The sequence below is a fragment of the Campylobacter mucosalis genome (assembly GCF_013372205.1).
Lineage (GTDB): Bacteria > Campylobacterota > Campylobacteria > Campylobacterales > Campylobacteraceae > Campylobacter_A > Campylobacter_A mucosalis.
Genome location: NZ_CP053831.1, coordinates 109942 through 132003 on the forward strand (window position 1 = coordinate 109942; position 22062 = coordinate 132003).

At 36.5% G+C, this 22062-nt stretch carries 26 protein-coding genes; 21 read left to right on the forward strand and 5 right to left on the reverse strand.

The genetic code is table 11. The features are described from left to right. Positions 1-47 precede the first annotated feature (47 nt). The 4 genes from trxA to CMCT_RS00580 are packed head-to-tail and all read left to right on the forward strand — an operon-like array spanning position 48 to position 2840. Positions 48-362, forward strand: coding sequence for a thioredoxin (trxA, locus tag CMCT_RS00565; RefSeq protein ID WP_034968794.1), 315 nt, complete (start codon positions 48-50; stop codon positions 360-362). Then, positions 362-811: a hypothetical protein gene (locus CMCT_RS00570; protein WP_034968797.1), complete on the forward strand. Its 450-nt coding sequence runs from the start codon at positions 362-364 to the stop codon at positions 809-811. The genes trxA and CMCT_RS00570 overlap by 1 nt, the downstream gene beginning before the upstream one ends. Before the next feature lie 10 nt (positions 812-821). After that, positions 822-1760 (forward strand): NAD(P)/FAD-dependent oxidoreductase, encoded by a 939-nt coding sequence (locus CMCT_RS00575; protein WP_034968800.1) that lies wholly within the window; start codon positions 822-824, stop codon positions 1758-1760. A gap of 3 nt (positions 1761-1763) precedes the next feature. Continuing rightward, complete coding sequence (locus CMCT_RS00580; protein WP_176324964.1) at positions 1764-2840, forward strand: epoxyqueuosine reductase QueH; 1077 nt, start codon at positions 1764-1766, stop codon at positions 2838-2840. On the opposite strand, the gene CMCT_RS00585 is transcribed toward CMCT_RS00580, so the two are convergent. From CMCT_RS00585 to mqnP, 3 genes are read right to left on the reverse strand one after another with little or no spacing between them, the layout of a single operon-like run. Continuing rightward, positions 2832-3344 (reverse strand): DUF6115 domain-containing protein, encoded by a 513-nt coding sequence (locus CMCT_RS00585; RefSeq protein WP_034968803.1) that lies wholly within the window; start codon positions 3342-3344, stop codon positions 2832-2834. The two genes, CMCT_RS00580 and CMCT_RS00585, sit on opposite strands and share 9 nt — an antisense overlap. Positions 3345-3353: 9 nt before the next feature. After that, the gene (locus CMCT_RS00590) at positions 3354-3875 is read right to left on the reverse strand and encodes a hypothetical protein (protein WP_034968805.1); all 522 of its coding nucleotides are present in this window, start codon (positions 3873-3875) and stop codon (positions 3354-3356) included. After that, positions 3872-4741 carry a menaquinone biosynthesis prenyltransferase MqnP gene (gene mqnP / locus CMCT_RS00595; protein ID WP_034968807.1) on the reverse strand — a complete coding sequence of 290 codons (870 nt, stop codon included), beginning with the start codon at positions 4739-4741 and terminating at the stop codon, positions 3872-3874. The genes CMCT_RS00590 and mqnP overlap by 4 nt, the downstream gene beginning before the upstream one ends. A gap of 97 nt (positions 4742-4838) precedes the next feature. On the opposite strand from mqnP, the gene CMCT_RS00600 reads away from it, so the two are divergent. Both CMCT_RS00600 and miaA read left to right on the forward strand, forming a co-directional pair. Next, on the forward strand, positions 4839-5948 hold the full coding sequence (locus CMCT_RS00600; RefSeq protein WP_034968809.1) for an FAD-dependent oxidoreductase: 1110 nt from the start codon (positions 4839-4841) through the stop codon (positions 5946-5948). Next, positions 5945-6817 carry a tRNA (adenosine(37)-N6)-dimethylallyltransferase MiaA gene (gene miaA / locus CMCT_RS00605; RefSeq protein WP_034968811.1) on the forward strand — a complete coding sequence of 291 codons (873 nt, stop codon included), beginning with the start codon at positions 5945-5947 and terminating at the stop codon, positions 6815-6817. The genes CMCT_RS00600 and miaA overlap by 4 nt, the downstream gene beginning before the upstream one ends. Here the strand turns inward: miaA and CMCT_RS00610 are convergent. Beyond that, complete coding sequence (locus CMCT_RS00610) at positions 6814-7212, reverse strand: hypothetical protein (RefSeq protein WP_034968814.1); 399 nt, start codon at positions 7210-7212, stop codon at positions 6814-6816. The genes miaA and CMCT_RS00610 overlap by 4 nt on opposite strands. Positions 7213-7304: 92 nt before the next feature. On the opposite strand from CMCT_RS00610, the gene CMCT_RS00615 reads away from it, so the two are divergent. The 15 genes from CMCT_RS00615 (at position 7305) to CMCT_RS00685 (ending at position 21786) form a co-directional block, all read left to right on the forward strand. Continuing rightward, positions 7305-7508 (forward strand): tautomerase family protein, encoded by a 204-nt coding sequence (locus CMCT_RS00615; RefSeq protein ID WP_034968816.1) that lies wholly within the window; start codon positions 7305-7307, stop codon positions 7506-7508. Next, complete coding sequence (bcp, locus tag CMCT_RS00620) at positions 7505-8002, forward strand: thioredoxin-dependent thiol peroxidase (RefSeq protein ID WP_034968818.1); 498 nt, start codon at positions 7505-7507, stop codon at positions 8000-8002. Before CMCT_RS00615 ends, bcp begins: the two co-directional genes overlap by 4 nt. Positions 8003-8009: 7 nt before the next feature. Continuing rightward, positions 8010-9725 carry a phosphoethanolamine transferase gene (locus CMCT_RS00625; RefSeq protein WP_034968820.1) on the forward strand — a complete coding sequence of 572 codons (1716 nt, stop codon included), beginning with the start codon at positions 8010-8012 and terminating at the stop codon, positions 9723-9725. Between the two features lie 255 nt (positions 9726-9980). Then, the gene (locus tag CMCT_RS00630; RefSeq protein WP_034968822.1) at positions 9981-10898 is read left to right on the forward strand and encodes a branched-chain amino acid transaminase; all 918 of its coding nucleotides are present in this window, start codon (positions 9981-9983) and stop codon (positions 10896-10898) included. Positions 10899-10907: 9 nt separating this feature from the next. Beyond that, positions 10908-12008 (forward strand): prohibitin family protein, encoded by a 1101-nt coding sequence (locus tag CMCT_RS00635; protein WP_034968824.1) that lies wholly within the window; start codon positions 10908-10910, stop codon positions 12006-12008. 9 nt (positions 12009-12017) lie between these two features. After that, complete coding sequence (gene hisIE, locus CMCT_RS00640) at positions 12018-12722, forward strand: bifunctional phosphoribosyl-AMP cyclohydrolase/phosphoribosyl-ATP diphosphatase HisIE (protein WP_034968827.1); 705 nt, start codon at positions 12018-12020, stop codon at positions 12720-12722. Then, complete coding sequence (locus CMCT_RS00645; protein WP_034968829.1) at positions 12712-13245, forward strand: DUF2393 family protein; 534 nt, start codon at positions 12712-12714, stop codon at positions 13243-13245. The genes hisIE and CMCT_RS00645 overlap by 11 nt, the downstream gene beginning before the upstream one ends. After that, on the forward strand, positions 13242-13793 hold the full coding sequence (locus tag CMCT_RS00650) for a DUF2393 family protein (protein ID WP_034968832.1): 552 nt from the start codon (positions 13242-13244) through the stop codon (positions 13791-13793). The genes CMCT_RS00645 and CMCT_RS00650 overlap by 4 nt, the downstream gene beginning before the upstream one ends. 148 nt (positions 13794-13941) lie before the next feature. Beyond that, positions 13942-14217: a hypothetical protein gene (locus CMCT_RS00655; RefSeq protein ID WP_169776788.1), complete on the forward strand. Its 276-nt coding sequence runs from the start codon at positions 13942-13944 to the stop codon at positions 14215-14217. A gap of 10 nt (positions 14218-14227) precedes the next feature. Continuing rightward, positions 14228-14995 (forward strand): 4-hydroxy-tetrahydrodipicolinate reductase, encoded by a 768-nt coding sequence (gene dapB, locus CMCT_RS00660; protein WP_034968838.1) that lies wholly within the window; start codon positions 14228-14230, stop codon positions 14993-14995. Positions 14996-15022: 27 nt separating this feature from the next. Then, positions 15023-16363 (forward strand): amidophosphoribosyltransferase, encoded by a 1341-nt coding sequence (gene purF / locus CMCT_RS00665; protein WP_169752611.1) that lies wholly within the window; start codon positions 15023-15025, stop codon positions 16361-16363. Beyond that, positions 16360-17010, forward strand: coding sequence for a DUF8095 domain-containing protein (locus tag CMCT_RS00670; RefSeq protein WP_034968840.1), 651 nt, complete (start codon positions 16360-16362; stop codon positions 17008-17010). Before purF ends, CMCT_RS00670 begins: the two co-directional genes overlap by 4 nt. Continuing rightward, positions 17007-18653: a multidrug ABC transporter permease/ATP-binding protein gene (locus CMCT_RS00675; protein ID WP_034968842.1), complete on the forward strand. Its 1647-nt coding sequence runs from the start codon at positions 17007-17009 to the stop codon at positions 18651-18653. Before CMCT_RS00670 ends, CMCT_RS00675 begins: the two co-directional genes overlap by 4 nt. Positions 18654-18700: 47 nt before the next feature. Further along, positions 18701-19411, forward strand: coding sequence for a hypothetical protein (locus tag CMCT_RS00680; RefSeq protein ID WP_034968845.1), 711 nt, complete (start codon positions 18701-18703; stop codon positions 19409-19411). Next, positions 19411-21786: a tetratricopeptide repeat protein gene (locus tag CMCT_RS00685; protein ID WP_176324966.1), complete on the forward strand. Its 2376-nt coding sequence runs from the start codon at positions 19411-19413 to the stop codon at positions 21784-21786. Before CMCT_RS00680 ends, CMCT_RS00685 begins: the two co-directional genes overlap by 1 nt. A 9-nt stretch (positions 21787-21795) precedes the next feature. Here CMCT_RS00685 and CMCT_RS00690 read toward each other — a convergent pair whose 3' ends face one another. After that, complete coding sequence (locus CMCT_RS00690; protein ID WP_169752606.1) at positions 21796-22032, reverse strand: hypothetical protein; 237 nt, start codon at positions 22030-22032, stop codon at positions 21796-21798. Between the last annotated feature and the right edge of the window lie 30 nt (positions 22033-22062).

Here is a 22062-nt window from a genome sequence, read left to right on the forward strand (position 1 = left end):
AGAATTCTTAATGTATAATTTGGCATTTAAAAAATAAAGGAGAAAAAATGGGAAAATACATAGAACTTACATCAGAAAATTTTGATGTTGCAAAAGAGGGCGTAGCTCTTGTAGATTTTTGGGCACCTTGGTGTGGACCTTGTCGTATGCTTGCTCCAGTGATTGATGAGCTTGCTGAAGAGTTTGACGGCAAAGCTAAAATTTGCAAAGTTAATACAGATGAGGTGCAAGATCTTGCTGTTGAGTTTGGTATCCGCTCGATTCCAACCTTGCTATTTTTCAAAAATGGCGAAATAGTCGAGCAAATGGTAGGTGCTCAGTCAAAACAAGCACTTGCAGATAAGCTTAATTCACTTCTTTAATGAAACAAACAGATAGGAGGAGTTTACTCCCCCTAACTTATATCTTTGGCTCGTTTATAGGTGCAGCGATGATTGCCGTCGTTTTTGCCTACAACAACTACCGCTTTTCAAAATACAAATTTGTTGATTTTTCGCAGATGACTTTTTACGAAAAAAGTGATATTTTTAGTCCAAAGCATGATAAATATCTTTTGATTGTCTTTAGTTCAAATCAAATGCCACTTAGTAAAATTTTGGATAAAACTAATACAAATTTGCCAATTATAGCGGTGGATATGTTTCAAAAGAGATATGATACAAATTCTAGTTTGAGCTATGTAAGCTCTGATATAAATACGATTTTAAAGCTTATAAATACACTAAATATTACTCATATTCCAAGTTCGGTTGAGCTTATAAAAAGTAGTGATGAAATTTATAAGCAGGATTCAAAAATAGAAAAATTTTAAAGGAAAAATTATGTTAGATTTAGCGATTATCGGTGGTGGTCCAGCTGGGTTAAGTGCCGGACTTTATGCTACAAGGGGCGGTTTAAAAAATGTTGTAATGTTTGAAAAAGGAGAGCCTGGCGGACAAATTACTGGAAGTTCTGAGATAGAAAACTATCCAGGGCAAAAAAATCCTGGCGAGAGCGGATTTGATTTTATGAGTACGTGGTGGACGCAATGTAGCCACTTTGGGCTAGTTCATAAGTGGGCAAATGTCGTGCAAATCACGCAAAATCAAGATAAAACATTTACAATTAAAATAGAAAATGGCGAGAGTCAAATAGCAAAAGCTGTGATAGTTTGCACTGGTTCGGTGCCACGTAGGGCTGGATTTGTTGGCGAGGATAAATTCTTTGGCAGAGGCGTTAGCACGTGTGCAACTTGCGATGGATTTTTTTATAAAAATAAAGAAGTTGCCGTTCTTGGTGGAGGCGACACGGCTGTTGAAGAGGCGATTTATCTAGCAAATATCTGCTCAAAAGTTTATCTAATCCACCGCCGAGATGAGTTTAGAGCAGCTCCAGTGACGTTAGAAAAAGCCCGCAAAAACGATAAAATTGAGTTTATAACGAGTGCGACAATAAACGAAGCTTACGGAGATAATGCTGGGCTTAACGGTCTAATCCTAAACACAAAAGATGGCGAACGCGACCTAAAAGTGCCTGGAGTATTTACCTTTGTCGGACTTGATGTGAATAATGGAATTTTAAAGCAAGATGACGGCTTGTTTTTGTGCGAAATGGACTCAAATGGACAGGTTAAAGTCGATCTAAAAATGAGAACAAACGTGCCAGGTCTTTTTGCGGCTGGCGATCTTCGCATAGACGCTCCAAAGCAGGTCATATCAGCTGCTGGTGACGGTGCAGTAGCCGCACTTTCGGCCCTAAATTATATTGAAAATTTGCATTAATTAATGCTGGTTCATATTTGCTGCTCGGTTGATAGTCACTATTTTTTACAGCGTTTGCGTAAAGAGCTTCCAGATGAGCCATTAGTTGGCTATTTTTACGATCCAAATATTCATCCTTATGGCGAGTATGTTTTACGTTTTAATGACGTAAAACGCTCGTGTGATAAGCTTGGGATTGAACTTATAATGGGTGAATATGACTACGAGGCGTGGCTTGGTGGCACAAAGGGGCTTGAAAACGAACCTGAAAAGGGCAAAAGGTGTGAGTATTGCTTTGATTTTAGGGTAGGAAATAGTGCAAAAAAAGCGGTCCAATTAGGACATAAAAGTATCACAACTACGCTTTTAATGAGCCCAAAAAAGGATTTTACTCAGCTTACAAACGCCCTTAAAAATGCTGTTTTGGGGACAAATTTAGAAATTTACGCAGTTGATTTTAGGATAAATGGTGGCACAAACGAGCAGTTTGAAATGGCAAAAAAAGATAAGCTTTATCATCAAAATTACTGCGGTTGTATATTTGGACTTAGTAAGCAAAGAGAGGCACAAAAACTGCTTAACACCGAGCTTATGAGCGATATATACGATCGTGCTTTGCCAGGCAGTATCAAAGAGCGACTATCTTTGTACGAGCAGGTAAGAGAGTGCGAGAGGCTTGGGGTAAAATTTGAGCTTTTTAGAAAATATATTTTAAATTATAGACTGCTTAGAGGCGTTGTAAAATTTGGCGGAAGTGCCGTAAAAAGTCATTTTTTAGCCTACTCAAATTTCAAACGCCAAAATGTAAAATTTAGCCTATCAAATCAAGAAAAAATCGCTAGAAATTTAAGGGACGGCGTAGTGATTGTGTCGGTTGAATTTGTCAATGAAATTTCTAAAAACAGCTATAAAAATTTAGATGAAATTTTAAAAAGCGAGTTTGATATGGAGTTTGAGCTTGATTTGCGTGAGAAAATTTCAGGTCAGATGAGCCTAAACCCTATAATAATTTTAGATGAAGTCAGGGCCGGAAAATATGAAATTTACGCTAAAAATGAGCTTTATAATGATAGCATTGAGGTACTGCGTCTGCTAGACTAATTTATGTAGTTTAAGCACCAGCTCGACCCTGCCAACCCCAAGACGTAGGTCTTTTGCGATATTTTCGATACTCTTTCCCTCGCTAAAGAGCCTTACTATCTGCTCGTCCTCATTTTGACTATTTGGCGTGATTTTATTTATCTCTCTTGTGCGTTCTTCTAGGTTAAACATCCTATTTTGTTGCTCGTTTGTAAAATCATCTATCACACTTTCGATATTTTTAAGAGCTAAGAATATAGGCGAAATTTTGCTATCTATTTGGGTTTGCACACTTTGATTTATACGCTCTTCTAGGCTGTTAATGTTTATGTCGTCTGTGCTTTTTATATCTAAATTTTCTAGCATATCAAGCTGTTTTTGTAGCGTAAAATTCTTTTGCATTAAGGCTTCAAGTGCCTTTTCATATCTATCAAAACGCCTGTTTGACTCTTTTTCTTTTATGATTAAAAATATAAAAAATATCGCTAAAACTACAATAACGCCGATTAGTAAAATATCTTGCATTGCTAGTCCTTATGAATTTGCACGAATTTGACGTATCATCACGCGCTCTCTAGCCGTGACATAGGCGTTCCAGTCACTCTCGTCATCTTCGTGCATTTTTGTTATTTTACAGGTTTTAGTATCTATGGCATAAAGATATATCGCCATAACTCGCTTTGGAAATATAGGCAGTGTAATCCTGCCATAATAAACATCATCTTTATCAAACACATCTTCGTTTGAGTGTATGTACTCAAAGCCGACAGAGTCTATATCTGCTTTGCCTGTAAGCTTTATGCGGTCTTTTGTTTTGCCGCTTAAACGCTCGTTTAATTCGTCAAATTTTCTATGTAGCTCTGTAACTAGCGTTAGTAAAACTTGATCGCTATCTTTGGTTTCGCCTTTTGCTTTGGCACGTTTTAGCCACGCACCAAGCGGATCTTCATCATTTTGAGTAATTGCATTAAACTCTCTAGCAAAGCTCTCATCATTGCTTCCGTCACGCTCAAATTCCAGCTTTAGTTCAGCAGGTATTAGTCTAATCTCACTCATATTACACTCACTAAAATAAATATAAAAAATAGTATGCTAATGTATCCATTTAGTGTAAAAAACGCCCTATCTATCTTGCTAAAATCGCGTCTTACTATCCTATGCTCTTGCACTAGTATAATCGCACTTAAAATCACTCCAAAAAAGGCGCTAAATCCAAGCCCCGCCGCCCATACAAAAAGTAGCCAAAACAGCGTGGCTAGTGCGTGAAAAATTGCCGAGATAAACATTGTAGATTTTTCGCCATAAATAGCAGGTATGCTAAAAAGCTTATGCTCTTTGTCAAATTCCATATCTTGCAGTGAGTAAAGCAGGTCAAATCCAGCCGTCCAAAATACAACACCAAGGCAGAGCAAAACGCTCCAAATAGTAATCTCTCCCGTTACAGCAACAACCCCAGCTATCGGTGCTAGTCCAAGACACAAACCAAGCACAAGGTGAGCTAACTCACTAAAGCGTTTAAACACCGAGTAACCTGCTAAAACGCCTAAAATTGGAAAACTAAGCCAAAATGCAAGGGAATTTATAAAATAAGCCGTTAATATAAAAACTAAAGCATTTGCGATGATAAAAAGCTCTAAATTTCGTCTTCCTACCCTACCGTCAACACTTGGACGACTTGCTGTGCGAGGGTTTAACTTATCTATATCCTCATCTTTGTAGCGGTTAAATGCCATTGCAAAATTCCTAGCACTTACAGCACAAATCACGCCTAAAAATAGCAACTTAATCCCAAACCAAGCCGAGTCATTTACCTGTTTACTTGCTACAATCATCGCAGTAAAGATAAACGGCAAAGCAAAAACAGAGTGCTTAAAAACGATAAGTTCGCCTATATCTTTTAAAATTTTTATATATTTTTGCATATTTTTCCGTATAAAATTTTTATAAGATTTTACACTCTTTTGCTTTAAATTTAAATTTATGTTGATATAATTTTATAAAAACTAAGAAAGGTAAAAAATGAGCAGTATTGTAGTTGTAGGCGGTGGTATAGTAGGACTTTTAAATGCTTATGAACTTGCAAAAAATGGCTTAGACGTCACACTTGTAAGAGATAGTACAAGTATAAAAAGCAATGAAATTTTGCCCGTTAAAGAGCCTTTTGATAATATTTTTCGCGAATTTAAGCAGACCTTTGAGCCAAGTTATGAGTTTTTAAAGTGGGGTACTAGGCAAATTTTTAACCACTTTAATTTACCAAAAAATAGAATCTTGCTTAAAAAACTCGCACAAAGAAGTATGAAAATTTATGAAGAGCTTGGCGTAAAAGTTAGTAAAAATGGCACATTGTCACTTTTTAGTGATGAAAAACATTTTCAAAAATACCTTGAAAATTTAAAGACAAATGACGCTTCAGAGGCTATTTTTAGTTTGACTCAAAATCGCGATAGCCTCGGACTTTTTAGCGATTTTAATGGACACTGTATCCTTAATGCAGACGACTGCACGATTGATGTAAAAAGGCTCATAGAAATTTTAGAAAAAGAGCTTTTTAATATGGGCGTAAAAGTTTTTGACGATGAGCTAGTAAGCGTGGAATTTGATGCAGACAAGGTTTCTCATATCGTTTTTAAAGGTGCTAGTTTTGAAGCTGATGAGTTTATGCTGTGCGATTTCAACGAAACTGTCATTTACAAAATGGGACTTAGCTTTGGAGTAAAAAAGAGCAGACTTTATAAAATAAACTTTTTAAGCCAAAATTTACCAGAATATCCGCTATTTTTTGTGCGTGAGGGGCTAAGCATTATCGCTGAGGACGAGAGTGTAAAAATTTATGCTTTGGGCAATGAAAAGAGCAGTGTAAATGAAATTTTAAACAGAGTTAGAGATTTTACCTCCACTAAAGAGCTTAGGGAGTTAAATATGTCTTTTAGAGATGTTGTGGTTGGCTCTAAGTTACCGATATTTGGCAGGGATAGCGTGTATGAAAACTTGATATTTTGCTTTGGTTTTGGAGCGTTTGAGCTATCAAGTGCAGCCAGTGTGGCTGAAATTTTAGGCAAAGTCGTTGGTAACGGACTTTTAAACGAACAAAGTGATGAAATTTTGCTTTATAGCGGTATTTTGTGAGAGAGTTAGCTATCATAGGCACCACTGCTAGTGGCAAAAGTGCCGTTGCGATAGAGCTTGCCAGTGAGTTTAATGGGGTAATTTTAAGCCTTGACAGCTTAGCGTTATATAAGCATATTGACATTGCTAGTGCAAAGCCAAGCAAGAGTGAGTTAGAGGCAGTAAGGCACTTTGGGATTGATGTTATAGAGCCAAATGATAGCTTTAGTGTCGGTGCGTTTTTTGAAATTTATAAACACTCAAAAGAAATTGCTAAAAAAGAGAATAAAACGCTCATCATAACCGGTGGCAGCGGATTTTACCTAAAGGCGATGTTAAGCGGTCTTAGTCCAGATGTGCCAAAGTGCGACACGCCTGATAATGCCCAAATTTATGATTTGGTTACCAAAATCGATCCAGATTTTGCCATAAAAGTTAGCCAAAATGATACATATCGCTTGCAAAAGTGGTTTCAAATTTATAAATTCTGTGCTACAAAACCAAGCAAATGGCTAAAGGATAACACCAAAGAGCCACTCATTAAAAGTCTAGAAATTTATGAAATTTTATGGGACACAGATGAGCTTAGAGAGCGTATAAAGTTACGAACAGATCAGATGTTAGATGATGGTTTGCTAGATGAGGCCGACTGGCTTTTTAAGAGATACGGCAAGGAGCTAAAACCCTTTAGCTCGATAGGATTAAAAGAGTGTATGGAGTTTTTTGACGGCAAAATTTCAACAAAAGATGAGTTGCGTGAGCTTATATCCACGCACACCGCACAACTTGCAAAACGTCAACGAACCTTTAACCGCTCACAATTTGATAAAACCTTAGTCGGTAGCAAGGAGCAAATTTTAGCCACCTTAAAGTCGCTACTTAAGGGCTAAAGCTCGTTTATCTCGCTACTTCTTGCGTTATAAACAAACCAAGATAGTAGCAACACAAGCAGTAAAAAACCAAACACTAAAACCGCGTAAAATGTATTGGCCTCTATGGCATTTAGTTTGTGTAGTGAGATGAAGGTCGCACAAAGAGCGATTAAAAATCCGCCAAGTCGCAGGATAAAGTTTCTAGGCTTTATGCATATTAACAAAAGTGCTGCCGATATCGTAAGCATAGGCGATATGAGTGCGATATTTAGACAGCAAAGATTGTCAAATTCAAGGTGTAAGATTAGCACCAAACCAAGTGCGATTAATGATAAAATCATAAAAAACGCTCTCTTTTTCATAAGATTATAAATCGCACAGACAAAGCCCTTATCTTCTCTGTTGTAGTCCATAACACTTCCTTTATTTTAGGGTTATTTTAAAATTTAAAAGTTAAAGCAAAGCTAAAAATTTATAAAATAGGCAAAATTTTTAAAGGATATCAATGCCCTATGTAAATATAAAACTAGCTGGTCCAGAGCCAACAGACGAGCAAAAAGAGCAAGTAATCGCTGAGGTTACTGAGGTTATGGAGCGTGTTTTGGGTAAGAAAAAAGAACGCGTTATGGTGATGATTGAAACGCTTAGCCCACAAAGTATTGGCATTGGTGGCAAGAGTGTAAAAACTATCACAAAGGAGAGCAAATGAGCGAGTTTAGCAAGGCTGATTTAGAGAGAAAGGTCACACTAAAAGCTGGCGATGAGGCCCCAAATTTTGAGCTTGAAAATCAAGATGGGGTTAAAGTTTCATTAAAAGATTTTGTTGGTAAAAATGTCGTTTTGTATTTTTATCCAAAGGATAATACGCCCGGTTGCACTACCGAGGCTTGTGAATTTAGCGGGCTTTATGATGATTTTATCAAGAATGACAGCGTGATTATCGGCATTAGCCCAGATAGCGTAAAAAGCCATGCAAATTTCATCACAAAACAGAGCTTAAAGCACATTTTACTAGCTGACACCGATAAAGAGGTGGCAAAGAGTTATGGTGTGTGGCAGGTTAGGAAAAACTACGGCAAAGAGTATCTAGGTATTGTAAGAACGACATTTGTCATTGATAAAACGGGCAAAATCGCCAAAGTTTATAAAAGCGTAAAGGCAAAAGATCACGCTGCAAAAGTTTTAGGCGATTTGGTTGGATAGGGTTTGTATGAGAAAATTTTTAATAACTATACTAAAACCACCTATTTTAAATATATTCTTGCTTACGCTTTTTACGGTTTATCTCTCTAGTATTTATAAAATTTACTTTTTTGAAGGTGCAGACAGAATAGCTATTATGCATATATTTAGAAGTTTTAGCACGATATTTTTGCTAAATTTTATTATTTTTCACATTTTGTATTTGCTGTCATTTAGGTTTTTTGATTTTGTTTTAAAAATTTATGCAGTTTTGGTGTTTGTCTTTGTTTTTGTAGATATTTTTCTACTAATAAATTTAAAAACTACGATAAATATTGAGCTTTTAGACGCTATTTTTCATACAAATTTTAAAGAAACTACTGAGTTTTTTGCTGAATTTTTTGATATAAAATTTATATTTTTTATCCTGCTTTGTGCGTCTCTATCTATATTTTTTGTAACTCGTAAATGGGGGGGGGTGTGGCTCGAATTTAGTAAACGCTCAGTTATTATAATCTCAGTAATTTACGCAGTTTTTACCGCATCTTTTGTCATAAGCTCTATAAAACATATAAAAAATAACAAAATCCACAGAATAACAAATAAAGTTTCAGAACACGTTGTAATTGAGTTTGGTTTGGTTTTAAATGAGTATTTTAAAGATGATAATTTGGTTGCAAATTTACGAAAAATTGAGCAAGGATACGATAAAGCCAAAGTGCAAAATTTTGGCATACAAGCAAATAATAAAATAAAAAATGTTGTTTTAATAATTGGTGAGAGTTTGCATAGGGATTTTATGCAAATTTACGGTTTTAATCTTAATACCACGCCAAATTTAAAGACTCTTTTTGATGAGCAAAAAATGATAATTTTTACCGACACAGTCGCACCAGCTACTGCTACAAATCCATCACTACAAAGGGTTTTAAATTTTAGTAACTATGAGAGCAAACAAAACTGGTTTGATAGCCTAAATATCGTTGATATGTTTGATTTGGTTGGCTATGAAACAGCGTGGATTAGTAATCAGGGTGGCGGAGTTTTTTCTAGTGTGGCAAAAAGCGTATCACTAAGAGCAAAAGAACAATTTTTCACAAATGAGTATAGTCAAGCAATCAATTTTGAAGGACAAGCGTATGATGGCGAACTTTTACCTGAAATTTTAAAATTTAAAAATAGCAACGAAAAACTAAAATTTTATGCCATTCACCTAATGGGTAGCCATTTTAAATATGAACAACGATACCCAAAAGATTTTACAAAATTTACCATAAAAGATGTGCCTAGCAACCTAAAAGATGAGCAGAAACGGGCGGTAGTCCACTATCTGAACAGTGTTTTTTACAACGATTTTGTCGTAGATGAAATTTATAAAATTTTTAAAGATGATGAAGCGGTTATAATTTACCTTTCAGACCACGGCGAAACTATGTTTAGGCAAAAAGATGTCAGGGCTCACGGTGTGCTAAACCGCTTTGTGCTTGAAATTCCGCTTATTTTTATCGCTACTGATAAGTTTAAGGCAAATCACGCTGATATTTGGCAAAAGTTAAATGAAGCTAAAAATTTAGCCTTTATGAGCGATGATTTAATTCACGTGGTTGCTGATATTATCGGTGTTAAACCACTTGAATACGATGCAAAACGAAGCTTGATAAGTGGCGAGTTTAACGCAAGTAGAGCACGAATAATAAACGGCGTAAATTATGAGAGCCTAAAAAACGAAAAGCCGTTTTGGTGAAATGAGTATTTTAAGCCCAAAATTTGGGCTTAAGGTAAATATTTTAGGCTTCTTTTTCTGATTTAACAGCATCAAGAGCTGACCAGCCAATTATAATAATGCTAATAACGATAAAACTAGCCACGATAAAACCGCTCATTTTGCCTCCAAAATGCGATAAATACTTGATGATTTTAACCAAAAAACCCGTAAAAAATTCTTATTTAAACATTTTTTTGCTACACTCAGCAGAAATTTTATTTTCAAAGGCGAAAAATGAACACAGCAGAATTTATCTGGATGGATGGTAAATTGGTTAAATGGGATGAAGCAAAAGTGCATATCTTAACACACTCGCTTCACTACGCAAACGCCGTTTTTGAAGGCACAAGAGCTTATAAAACTGATAAAGGTCTAGCTATTTTTAGATTAGAAGAGCATACAAAAAGGCTTTTAAAATCGGCAAAAATGACAATTCTAAACGTAAAATACACACAAAAAGAGCTAGAAGACGCACAAGTTGAACTACTACGTGCAAACAAATTTAACTCTAACGTCTATATTCGCCCACTTATCTACTTAGGATATGGCGTTATGGGTTTAGCACACACAAAAGCCCCTGTAAATACGGCAATTGCTGCTTGGGAGTGGGGTGCGTATCTTGGCGAAGATGGCTTGGAGAAAGGCATAAAAGTTAAAATTTCAAGCTTTGCAAAGCTAAATGTGGCTGGTCAGATGAATAGAGCAAAGGCAAGCTCAAACTACCTAAGCTCACAAATGGCAAACTACGAAGCAAAAGAGGCTGGATATGATGAGGCGTTGTTGCTTGATAGTGAAGGCTACATTTCAGAAGGTCCGGGCGAGTGCTTTTTTATCATTGAAAACGGCGTAATTATCACTCCGCCAAATGACAATAGCCTAGCAAGTATCACGCAAGATACGGTTATAACAATCGCAAAGGATTTAGGCTATGAGGTTCGCCGTGAGCGTATTTCAAGAGATAGAGCTTATGTGGCTGACGAGGCGTTTTTTACAGGCACCGCGGCCGAGGTTACGCCAATAGCTAATATTGACAACAGACAAATTGGCTCTGGCAGGCGTGGCGAGATAACTAAAAAGCTTCAAGATGCTTATTTTGACGTAGTTTATGGACGAAATCCAAAATACGCTAAATTTTTAACATATATAAATTAAGGGACGATAATGCCAGCAGATTTAAATGACTATTTTAATAAAAAAAATGGCTCAAACAACAGCCAAAATAGCCAAAATGATGAGCCAAAATTTAAAAAGCCAAATTTAAATTTACCAAATGGCTTTGGCAAAATGGGCGTTATGGCATACATAATCATTGCAATTATTGCCGTCATCGCACTAACTCAGCCCTTTGTCATCATAAACTCAGGCGAAGTTGGCATAAAATCAACGGCTGGTAAATACGAACCAGCACCGCTTCAACCGGGATTTCACTTCTTTATCCCAGTTATTCAAAAGGTAAATGTCGTTGATACACGTGTAAGGCTTATAAACTACACATCAGGCGAAGATATGGGCGAAGCAGCAGCAAAATTTGGTGCTACAAGCAGTGCTGGAATAATCAGAAAAAATTCTATCTCTGTTTTAGACGCTAGAAACTTACCAGTTAGCATTGATATAACCGTGCAATACCGCCTAAATCCAGAAAATGCACCGCAAACCATAGCTGCGTGGGGATTTAGCTGGGAGAGTAAAATAGTTGATCCAGTCGTTCGTGATGTCGTTCGTAGTGTTACAGGTAAATACACAGCCGAAGAGCTACCAACAAAGCGAAACGAGATAGCAACAGCCATTGATAATGGCATTAGAAAGGATATTGACGCTCAGCCAAATAAGCCAGTTGAGCTTTTAGCGGTTCAGCTTCGTGAGATTATATTGCCAGCTAAGGTAAAAGAGCAGATTGAACGAGTTCAGATCGCAAAACAAGAGGCTGAGCGAACAAAATACGAAGTTGAACGTGCTAGTCAAGAGGCGTTAAAGCAGGTTGCCTTAGCAGAAGGCGAGGCAAAATCTGAGATCATTAGAGCAAAGGCAAAGGCTGACGTGGTAAAAATCGGAGCAGACGCCCAGGCTTACGCTAATAAAGAGGTTGCAAAAAGCCTTGATAGTAACCTTTTAAATTTAAAACAGATTGAAACTCAGGGTAAATTTAACGAAGCACTTCGTGAGAACAAGGACGCGAAAATTTTCTTAACACCGGGTGGTGCTGTGCCAAATATTTGGGTTGATACCAAAGATAAAGCAAAACAGAGTGCGATAAATCAGTAAAGGTAGAGTGTGGTAAAAATAGATTGGCAAAAGGTGGCAGGGCTTATCCCTGCTATTGCTGTTGATAGCGTTACTGGCGAGGTTTTAATGCTTGGGTATATGAACGAAGAGGCGTTAAATTTAAGCATTAAGACCGGCTATGCTCATTATTTTTCACGTACGAAAAATCGCATTTGGCAAAAGGGCGAACAGAGCGGACACACACAAAAAATTCTCTCAATCAAGCTTGATTGTGATAACGACACACTGCTTTTAAGGGTAGAACAAAAAGGCGTGGCTTGTCACACGGGGCAAAAATCTTGCTTTTTTACTGAAATTTTTAACCCAAACGAGGCTAAGACGACAGATGAAATTTCAAAGCCAAACTACGATGTTTTAGATGAGCTTTACCACGTCGTGCTTGATAGAAAGCTAAATGCAAATCCTGAAAATTCATACGTTGCAAGTTTGTTTAAAAAGGGCGAAAATGCTATTTTAAAAAAGGTCGGCGAAGAGGCTAGTGAGCTTATAATGGCAGTTAAGGACGCCACGAATACTAAGCAAAATTTAGAAAAAGCAAAATCGGACGTGGTTTATGAGAGTGCTGATCTGTTTTTTCACGCCGTAGTCGCACTTGCGTATCTTAATATCCACCCAGAGCAGGTTTTAAACGAGCTAAAAAGGCGTTTTGGACTAAGCGGGATTGCTGAGAAAAACTCACGAAATGCTAAGTAGTCTGCGTCAGGATATATTTTTTATCATACAAAATGCAGGTTTGATCGACTACTTGTCGTATGGCTTTGTTGTTTTATGCTTTGTTTTTTTATTTTTTTTGGGTATCTTTTTTGCACTCAAGTGGTGGTGGCAGATAGGATTTTTAGTAATTTTGGCTGATTTTATAACCATATTTTTTGCATTTTACTATACACAAAATTTCTTATCAAGTAAGCTAAGGAACATAAGTCTAAGCCCACTTTATACAAAGCAACTCCAGTATTCAGATAATCTGATTTTAGACCTTAACATCACAAATAATTCAAAAGAGATCTTGCAAATTTGCAAGATTGATATTGGCTTTTATGTCGCTTCAGATAGTGAGTTTAAAAACTACGCAAACTCACTAAATCCATTTGTAAAAAAGACGATAATTATAAAAGAGCCGATATTTCCAAAGCAGACAAAACAGATAAATGGCAGTGTTGGAAATTTTGCTTTTATTGACTATAATACCACTATAAAAGCGGAGTGTTTTGAATGAGTGCTAGTTATTTTTCTATCGTCCATATTATCGTCATAGTCGTTATAGCGGTGTTGTCACTCTTTCTTTTTGTGCTATCTTTTAGGGCTGATAGAAAGATATTTTTATCGCTTCTTTTTACAAATGTTTTAGTTAGCACGACGCTTTGCATATTTTTAATGATAGTAATGGATAAATACACCAAAAAGGGTAAGCTAGAAAACATCACAAGCCATAGGGTGCTTATGAATGAAAGCATTGTTTTTAACGGCAGTGTAAGAAATGTAGGTCGTTTTATGATTAGCAACTGTAAACTTACGGTAAAGTTGGTAAATCAGCCTTTAAATAGCAAGAATCTAAATTCAGAAGCGTTGTTTAAACCAAGTGGAGCTAAGTTTTTCTCTTGGTTATTTAATGATAACAGCGATGATAAGCCAAATAGTGTGGAGTATAAATTTAGCGTCGCTAAGGATTTAGAGCCAAAAAAGAGTGTGCCATTTAGCGTTTCTATGCCGTATCCGCCGTATTTTAGTAAGACTATGCATATTACAAAGATAAATTGCTATTGAGGGACAAATGGGTAAGTATTTAAATTTAGTATATTTTATCGTGATCATAATTGTTTCCTCTATTATTCTTTCGCTAGTGGTCCCATATTTTTCAGGTAGTGTCAATAAATATGAAATCAGACGCGCAAAGAGCAATATTAATACAATTTTGCTTGATTTAAATACATACTATGAATCTCGCCAAAGGCTCTCTCGCTTACGAGATATAAACTTAGCCATACCACCTGTTGTATTAAATGGCAAGGTTTGTTTAAGAGTAAGACAGATAGACGAGAGTAAAATTTTATTTGATATAAATAGCGACGGCGTTTGCGATGAAGCGTGGAGAATGAGTGATTTTAACCACTTAAAAGAGAAAATTTTATCTAATGGCAATAAACTTGAACTAGTGCCAAATATGAACTACTTACAATATGAAAATTAATGGAGATAATATGATAAATATCGGTATTTACGGAGCTAGTGGCAGAATGGGGCAGGAGATAGCTCAGTGTTTAAAAGGCTTAAATAGTGCTAGACTCAGCGTTGCTTACGCAGTTGATGAGATAAAACATCATCTTGATAAAGATGTTTTAATCACAGATGACCTTAAAACGCTATTTGATAATAGCGATGTTATTATAGATTTTACTGCAAAAGAAGGAACTATAAATTTAATAAATTATGCAAGAACAAATCCAAAGCCACTAGTTATTGGCACAACTGGTCTTGGCGATGATGGAAATGCTCTAATAGATACAGCAAGTAACGCTATGCCAATACTTTGGGCTTCAAATATGAGCCTTGGCGTTGCCGTTTTAAGTCACTTAGTTGCCACCGCTTCAAAGGCATTGCGTGAGTTTGATATAGAGATAACAGAAATGCACCACAAGCACAAAAAAGACGCTCCGAGCGGCACAGCCCTAACCCTTGCCACATCTGCTTCGTTGGCTAGAGGGCTAAATTTAAATGATGTTATGATAACTGGAAGAGAGGGTTTGACTGGTGAGCGTAAAAAGGATAGCATAGCCGTTATGGCACTTCGTGGTGGCGATATAGTAGGACGTCACACCGTTGGCTTTTATAATGATGGGGAATTTATAGAGCTAAATCACACGGCGACATCTCGTGCTACATTTGCAAAAGGCGCGATAAAGGCGGCGATTTGGTTAGTGGCTCAGCCAAATGGCAGGTATGGTATAAATGATTGTTTGGGATTTTAGAATAAATTTAGTATTTAAAGGAAATTTATGTGTGCGATAGTTGGTGTGATAAACTCGAAAGACGCAGCTAAAACGGCGTATTATGCCCTATTTTCTATGCAACATAGAGGTCAGGAGTCTAGTGGCATTAGCTCTTGCGATGAAAATGGCATTATAAAAACTATCAAAGCCTCAGGGCTTGTCACAGAGGTTTTTGGCAAAGATAGCTTTGAAATTTTAAAGGGCGATATGGCAATAGGACATAACAGATATGCCACAGCTGGAACTCAGTCGCTACTTGACGCACAACCTGTTGCTGTAAATTACGCTTTAGGCTCTTTATCGCTAGTTCATAATGGAAATTTGGTAAATAAAGATAGCGTAAGAAACGAGCTTATAAACGAAGGTGCGATTTTTGCTACAAATATGGATACTGAAAATATCGTTCATCTTATAGCTAGAAGCCACGAAGAGCACTTAAAAGACCGCATTATTGCCGCGTTAAAAAAGATTGTTGGGGCGTATTGTTTACTTATCCAGTCGCGTCATAAAATTTTTGCCATTAGGGATCGTTATGGGGTAAGACCACTTAGCCTTGGTAGGTTAAAAGACGGCGGATATATAGTGGCTAGTGAAACTTGTGCGTTTGATTTGGTAGAGGCTGAATTTATACGCGACGTAAGACCTGGCGAGATGATTACGTTTGAAAGAGGTAAAGATGAGTTTGTAAGTGAGCAAATTTTCGAGCCTGATCCTAGAATTTGTGCTTTTGAATATATATATTTTGCTCGTCCAGATAGCGTGATAGAGGGCAAGAGCGTTTATGAGGCAAGAAAGCGTATGGGGGCTGCTTTGGCACGCAAAAGCAAGGTTGAGGCTGATTTTGTTATACCGGTTCCAGATAGTGGAGTCGCAGCAGCTTTAGGATATGCAAAACAGAGTGGTTTGCCTTTTGAAGCGGCGATAGTTAGAAACCATTATGTTGGCAGAACTTTTATCGAGCCTAGCCAAGAGATGAGAAATTTAAAGGTAAAACTAAAACTAAATCCGATGAGCTCGGTTTTAAAAGGCAAGAGCGTTGTCGTAGTAGATGATAGTATCGTAAGAGGCACAACTAGCAAAAAGATAGTTGATTTGCTAAGACATGCCGGAGTTAGTAAGATCCATTTTCGTGTTGCTTGTCCAGAGCTAAAATTTCCTGAAAGATACGGCATAGATACGCCTAGTTTTGACGAGCTTATTAGCTCAAAAAGAAGCGTGGAGCAGGTGCGTGAGTATATTGGAGCTGATACGCTTGAGTTTTTAGATATTGCCGAGCTTGTTGGTAGTTTGGGCGATGAGAGAAGGTATTCGCTTGTTAGTTTTGATGGAGATTATTTTATAAAATGAGATGGTTTTTGCCGGTTTTAGTGCTGTTTTTTATAGGGTGCTCTACTCGTAGTGTTGATGGATTATCCTATGAGTATTATGAAAACAACTCATCAAAAAGTGAAATTTTATTTACAAATTCCACTGATATAAATGCTACAAATGCTGTCTACATCGGCAAAGATAGCGACCAAAAAATTTTAGGCAACTCATACACTAAAAACAAAGACTCATCTATCTTGGTGTTAAATTTAGATACAAACCAGAGCGTAAATTTGCACGACAAGAGCGATTTAAACGGACTTTATAAAGCAAAATCTATCAAAATTTATGATTTTAACAAAAACAAAATTTTAAAAACAGCAGTTTATAGCTCAGACAATAAAGTATGTAATAGCAGTGAAATTTTTATAAACTCTGTCATAAACTATTACGATATTTTTGCAGATATTACTAAGCCATTTGGTGTTTATCTTGCTTTGAAATTTGATGAATATGACGGCATAAGCGTCATTACTTATAATTTTTTAACCGATGATTTTACTGATTCTCAAAAAGCAATGCTCATAAAAATTAGCAAAACCAAAGAATTTATGCAAACTCTATCTTATGATATAAACGAGCAGGTAAAAACGATTTTGTGGCTTTGCCCAGCTACACGAAAATGATAAAAGAAATTTTAAAACAAAATACAAAAAAGTTGCTTTTAATAGCCATTTTGACCGCAATTTACAGCGGTTTTGGCATAGCAACACTCTCTTTTATAAATGAAAAATTACTAGCCATTAACACATTTGATATATCTGTGATTTTTCAATTTTTAGCACTTTTATTTGTATTTTTTATCTCTTCTGTTGTTGCTAATATTATGCTTACAAATTTCGGACATAGCCTAGTTTATCACATAAGAAAAAGGCTGATTAAACAAATTTTAGATACGCCAAACGCACAGATTGATCTTATTGGCAAAGCTAAAATCATAGCTAGTTTAAACAACGACATACGCACGATATCGTTTGCTTTTATGAGTGCTCCAAATTTGCTTCAAGGCTCGATTTTTATCATTTGCGTTAGCTTTTATCTATTTTACATATCGCCTATACTCTTTGCTTTTGTGTTTGTTTGGCTTGGCTTTACGCTTGGTATTGGTGTTATTTTTATGCAAAAAATACATAAATATTTTAAGCTTTCTCGCAGTAAAGACGATGAGCTTCAGCACTGCTACAATGACGTTGTAGAGGGTCATAGAGAGCTTAGTTTAAATGCAGACAGAGCAAGGATAGTTTTTGATGAGCTTGATAGTGTGGCGACTAAAAAGCGTGATTTTATGATTAAAGCTGATATATTTCACGCTTTAAGTGATAATTTTGGCAACATTATGATACTTGGTCTGGTTGGATTTTGCATATTTTTGTGCCTTGCCTACTCTTTAGCGCCGCTTTCTACGGCTGTTACAGCAAGTCTTGCGATACTATTTTTAAGAGGCTCTTTAATCTCAATGATAGCCTCAATCCCAGTTGCTCTAAGTGCAAAAGTAAGCTTGGATAAAATTTCAAAACTTGAATTTGCCGACTTTAAAGAGAATTTTGAAATTTTAAAAGATGATTTAAAGGATTGGCAAGAGATATCTTTAGATAGTGTAAATTTCAGCTACGACAACAGTTTTGCCATAAAGGATGTAAGTCTAAAACTAAGGCGTGGTGAACTCGTGTTTTTAATCGGTAAAAATGGCAGTGGCAAAAGCACACTTGTAAATTTAATATGCGGACTTTTAATGCCAAGTAGCGGTAAAATTTTAATCGATAGCGTTGCTTTAAATGAGCAAAATTTAAAATCATATCAGCAAAATATTAGTGCGATTTTTAGCGATTTTTATCTCTTTTCTCAAGCGATTACAAAGGGTGGTTTAAATGCCGATAATGACGTCATAAACGACATTTTAAAGCTTTTGCAAATGGATAAAAAGGTAAGCATAATAGACTCAAAGCTTAGCACGACATCTTTATCTCAAGGTCAAAGAAAGAGACTTGGACTGTTTTTGGCACTGCTTGAGCGTAGAAGTTTGCTCATACTTGATGAGTGGGCCGCCGATCAAGATCCGATATTTAAAAGAGTGTTTTATAGAGAAATTTTACCACTTTTAAAATCTTGGGGTATTAGCATACTTGCTATTAGCCACGATGATGGTTATTTTGATATAGCTGATAGGGTTTTTATGGCAAGTAATGGCATGGTTCGTGAGCTTGTGGGTGATGAGTTAAAAATTGCTAGTAAAGACGCCATACAAAAGTTAGAAGATGGCTTGATTTAGAGCTTTTTAAAAAGGTTTTTTATAAAATAAAACAAAAAAGGGCAAAAATGAGATTTTCAAATTTTAAAACCGGTAAGACACTAAGCCTTGCAAATTTTTTAAGCCTTACAAATTCCAGCCTAGCACAGGTAGTAAGGCAAGGTGAGTATCGCTATATATCTTGCATTGAGGATCGCTTTTTTGATAGTAAAAATTTAATCCGCTGTGAAATAGGCTCAGTAAGCTACGTTTTGGCACTTTTGTGTAAATATATGGGGGTTAGGGATAGTTATTTTGATGAGCTTGATGATGGCTTTTTAAGTGGCGAATGCAGTGTGGGCGAAGAGGAGTTTGAGTGTCTTGCTGATTGGGCAAAAGATTTAGAAAATATCATCATCGATAGCTCGTTTTTTGCTCATCAAGACGCACAAATGCTTTTTGAGTTTTTAAATCTTTTGAATGTAAATGTGGTTTTAGCTGACTCTGATATCAGCGAGTTTAACACCACTGGCAAACTAGATGAATTAAAAGAGTTAAACAGCTTTGATGGAAGCGTTGTGTATAAGATAAAGAGCGATCAAACAAGGCTAGTAGGCGGCTGCAATTTTGCCATAGTTAGCAAGATAAAAGATGGCGATAGTGTAAATTTAAGTGTAAATGAGCTAAATGACTCTGTGAAATTTGAGCAAGATAACGAACTAAAAGGCACGGTGGCACTGCTATTTATGCCTAAATTTAGCGGATATTGCTTTGAGTTAGTAAGGGTGGCTAAAGCGTAATGAATAAAATTTTAGCCGTTTTACTATACCCATTTTTTTTATTTGGTTTTACTCTATCGATAAATAGTGGGGCAGAAAACGGCAAACCATACAGCATTCTAACACTTAGTGACGAGCGTGAGTTTGAGTGCGTTGAGCAAATTTTAGCTTATGATACCAAGCGATATGCATGTATGTTTGATGATGACGGTATGGTAAATATCGACGATGTCGACCTTGCTTTAATGGATATAAGATACAAAAAGCAAGATGGTAAACTATTTGTAGTGATTTTACCAAAGGTGCATTCAAGACTTATAAATTTAGATACAAAGCTTTATGAAAATAGAAGTGTTTTTAAAGACAACTCTAGAATTTCAAAGAAATTTAGCATTTTAGTCGACTCAAATTTAAAAGAATTTGATGAAAATGCTCAAAATGGTGTAAATTTTGCCCCGAAATTTGATGATATGCTTTTGCCTAGTATTGGGGCTTTAGACTTTAGCAGGGCACCGATTGAGGGCATGGATAGCAATGACATAGACCTTTATATTAGCATTAAAAAGGCGTATGATGCTGGGTTTTACCCGCGTGTTTTAGAGGATAGCACGAGTGCGATTAGTCGTCACCCAAATAGCATTTTTGCCAGTGAGTTTTTGCTCTATCGTTTAAGGGCGATGAGTAAAATTTTAGAGTCAAATGAAAACAACGATGACGGCATAGGATATGAAAATATCGTAACCGAGGGCAAGGCTTGGATGCGAAAATTTACCGCTGATGAGAACTACCCCGAAGTGCTTTATGTGGTTGGCAGGGCTTATTTAAAGCAGAGTATGCTAAGTGACGCAAAGTATATAATGGATATGCTCTCTAGCGAGTATTCTAACTCAAATTTTAGCAAACTTAGTATGCTTGAGTATGCTGATGAGATTTATAAAAACTCAAAGGTAAAAGAGGCTGTTAAACTTTACGAAGATGTCCTTTATAGCGCTAAGGATATCGACATAGCAAGTCGCGCAGCACTTAGCCTTACTGACGCTAGTATAGATAAAAATAAGGTTAATGAAGCTAGGGATTATATTATTAAAATTTTAAATGCAAACTCAAAATTTTTCCTAGCAAATGAGCAAAAAGCAATGGAGTTAGCAAACACCTTTGCTAATAACCAAGTCCCGCAAATCGCTGCTAAAATTTATGAAATCATCGTAGATAAGGGCGATAAAAAGGGCGAGAATTACGAGGTTGCGCTTAAAAATTTGGGCGAGTTGCTAGTGCAAATGAAGGATGTTGATAGGGCGTATTCTTACCTGCAAAGGTATAAAAGTGAGTTTAAATACGGCGAATATACAGCCCAGGTGCAAACTGCCCTAGATAAGCTATTTTTTGAGCGTAGTGATGATAACTCAACCGCGCTTCATCAGTATTATGCCGAGCTTATGCAACGATATGAAAATGGCGAAATAGGCGTTAAAGCCTTGCTTGGCGAACTTGAGCTTAGCTATAAAGAGAAAAAATATCCAGATGTGCTAAGATTTACAAGCAATGTTAAGGATTTAAATCTTACAAGGGGCTTTGAGCTTTTAAATTTGTCCGCCCTAATGCTTGCTAAGCAGGGCATAAAGGCAAATGATTGCCAGGTTGTGATAAATTTGATCGAGGCTTATGATGTCAATATTTTAGAGTTACCGCAGTTTAAACTGCACGACTGCTTTAAACGCACATCAAGATTTGAGAGGGCTTTAAATTTAGCCCAAGCCCACATAAATGATGAAAATTTAGAGGACCGTATAGAGTGGTTAGTTAAGCTCTCTAGCGATTTAAGGCAACTAAAACGATTTGAAGAGAGCGTCAAAGTCGCAAATGACGCACTATCTTTGGGTGTAAGTACGCCTTATTCTGACCCCTCGCCTGTACTTTTTGATAGGTTTTACTCTCTTTTAAAGCTTGATAAATTTGGTGATGCAATAAGGACGCTAGGGGCTATTGAGGAGCTTAGGGGGCAGGATTTTAAAATCATCGAAGTCTATGATACAATCGCTAAATACGCATTTGCAAAAAATGACTACGCAAACACAACAACCTATGCAAAAAAGGCTTTAAGCTTAGCAAATAAAGCAAGAATCGACACATTTACGCCGGAGTTAAATTTCTTATACGCCACAGCTTCTTTAAAAATGGAAAATTTAAATGACGCACTTGATGAGGCAAAGTATATATTAAGCCTAAAGCTAAACCCAAATCAAAGGGCAAGAGCCTTAAACCTTATATCAAACGTTTATATAACGCAAAAGCGTCCAGAACTAGCTGTATCATATCTAAAAGAGTGTGTTTCATCAAACATACAAAGCGAACACAAATCACTTTGTGAAGCCTCTTTAAAAATGATACAGCCTTAAATTTTTAAATTACTCGCATTTGCAAGCAAAGATTTTAGATCTAAATGGATTGATAAATATCGCTAAAAAAGCATAAATAACTAATCCAAAAAATAGTGCCATTAGCCCTACTGTGCCCCAGTCAGCAACTGCTGAGTCTAGTCTAAACTGCTCTAAATAGTCTATTAAAAACCAAAGAGCCACACCAAGTGCTATGGCAAAAACAAAAAAGCCCCAAGAAAACAAAATGCTAAGACATTTTTTCATACTTAAATCTCCCAAAAATTTTTCACGATA

What these genes read in the sequence shown, in the direction of transcription:
- trxA (WP_034968794.1), top strand. Translation starts at nt 48, where the DNA reads ATGGGAAAATACATAGAACTTACATCAGAAAATTTTGATGTTGCAAAA.
- CMCT_RS00570 (WP_034968797.1), top strand. Translation starts at nt 362, where the DNA reads ATGAAACAAACAGATAGGAGGAGTTTACTCCCCCTAACTTATATCTTT.
- CMCT_RS00575 (WP_034968800.1), top strand. Translation starts at nt 822, where the DNA reads ATGTTAGATTTAGCGATTATCGGTGGTGGTCCAGCTGGGTTAAGTGCC.
- CMCT_RS00580 (WP_176324964.1), top strand. Translation starts at nt 1,764, where the DNA reads ATGCTGGTTCATATTTGCTGCTCGGTTGATAGTCACTATTTTTTACAG.
- CMCT_RS00585 (WP_034968803.1), bottom strand. Translation starts at nt 3,344, where the DNA reads ATGCAAGATATTTTACTAATCGGCGTTATTGTAGTTTTAGCGATATTT.
- CMCT_RS00590 (WP_034968805.1), bottom strand. Translation starts at nt 3,875, where the DNA reads ATGAGTGAGATTAGACTAATACCTGCTGAACTAAAGCTGGAATTTGAG.
- mqnP (WP_034968807.1), bottom strand. Translation starts at nt 4,741, where the DNA reads ATGCAAAAATATATAAAAATTTTAAAAGATATAGGCGAACTTATCGTT.
- CMCT_RS00600 (WP_034968809.1), top strand. Translation starts at nt 4,839, where the DNA reads ATGAGCAGTATTGTAGTTGTAGGCGGTGGTATAGTAGGACTTTTAAAT.
- CMCT_RS00610 (WP_034968814.1), bottom strand. Translation starts at nt 7,212, where the DNA reads ATGGACTACAACAGAGAAGATAAGGGCTTTGTCTGTGCGATTTATAAT.
- CMCT_RS00615 (WP_034968816.1), top strand. Translation starts at nt 7,305, where the DNA reads ATGCCCTATGTAAATATAAAACTAGCTGGTCCAGAGCCAACAGACGAG.
- bcp (WP_034968818.1), top strand. Translation starts at nt 7,505, where the DNA reads ATGAGCGAGTTTAGCAAGGCTGATTTAGAGAGAAAGGTCACACTAAAA.
- CMCT_RS00625 (WP_034968820.1), top strand. Translation starts at nt 8,010, where the DNA reads ATGAGAAAATTTTTAATAACTATACTAAAACCACCTATTTTAAATATA.
- CMCT_RS00630 (WP_034968822.1), top strand. Translation starts at nt 9,981, where the DNA reads ATGAACACAGCAGAATTTATCTGGATGGATGGTAAATTGGTTAAATGG.
- CMCT_RS00635 (WP_034968824.1), top strand. Translation starts at nt 10,908, where the DNA reads ATGCCAGCAGATTTAAATGACTATTTTAATAAAAAAAATGGCTCAAAC.
- CMCT_RS00645 (WP_034968829.1), top strand. Translation starts at nt 12,712, where the DNA reads ATGCTAAGTAGTCTGCGTCAGGATATATTTTTTATCATACAAAATGCA.
- CMCT_RS00650 (WP_034968832.1), top strand. Translation starts at nt 13,242, where the DNA reads ATGAGTGCTAGTTATTTTTCTATCGTCCATATTATCGTCATAGTCGTT.
- dapB (WP_034968838.1), top strand. Translation starts at nt 14,228, where the DNA reads ATGATAAATATCGGTATTTACGGAGCTAGTGGCAGAATGGGGCAGGAG.
- purF (WP_169752611.1), top strand. Translation starts at nt 15,023, where the DNA reads ATGTGTGCGATAGTTGGTGTGATAAACTCGAAAGACGCAGCTAAAACG.
- CMCT_RS00670 (WP_034968840.1), top strand. Translation starts at nt 16,360, where the DNA reads ATGAGATGGTTTTTGCCGGTTTTAGTGCTGTTTTTTATAGGGTGCTCT.
- CMCT_RS00675 (WP_034968842.1), top strand. Translation starts at nt 17,007, where the DNA reads ATGATAAAAGAAATTTTAAAACAAAATACAAAAAAGTTGCTTTTAATA.
- CMCT_RS00680 (WP_034968845.1), top strand. Translation starts at nt 18,701, where the DNA reads ATGAGATTTTCAAATTTTAAAACCGGTAAGACACTAAGCCTTGCAAAT.
- CMCT_RS00685 (WP_176324966.1), top strand. Translation starts at nt 19,411, where the DNA reads ATGAATAAAATTTTAGCCGTTTTACTATACCCATTTTTTTTATTTGGT.
- CMCT_RS00690 (WP_169752606.1), bottom strand. Translation starts at nt 22,032, where the DNA reads ATGAAAAAATGTCTTAGCATTTTGTTTTCTTGGGGCTTTTTTGTTTTT.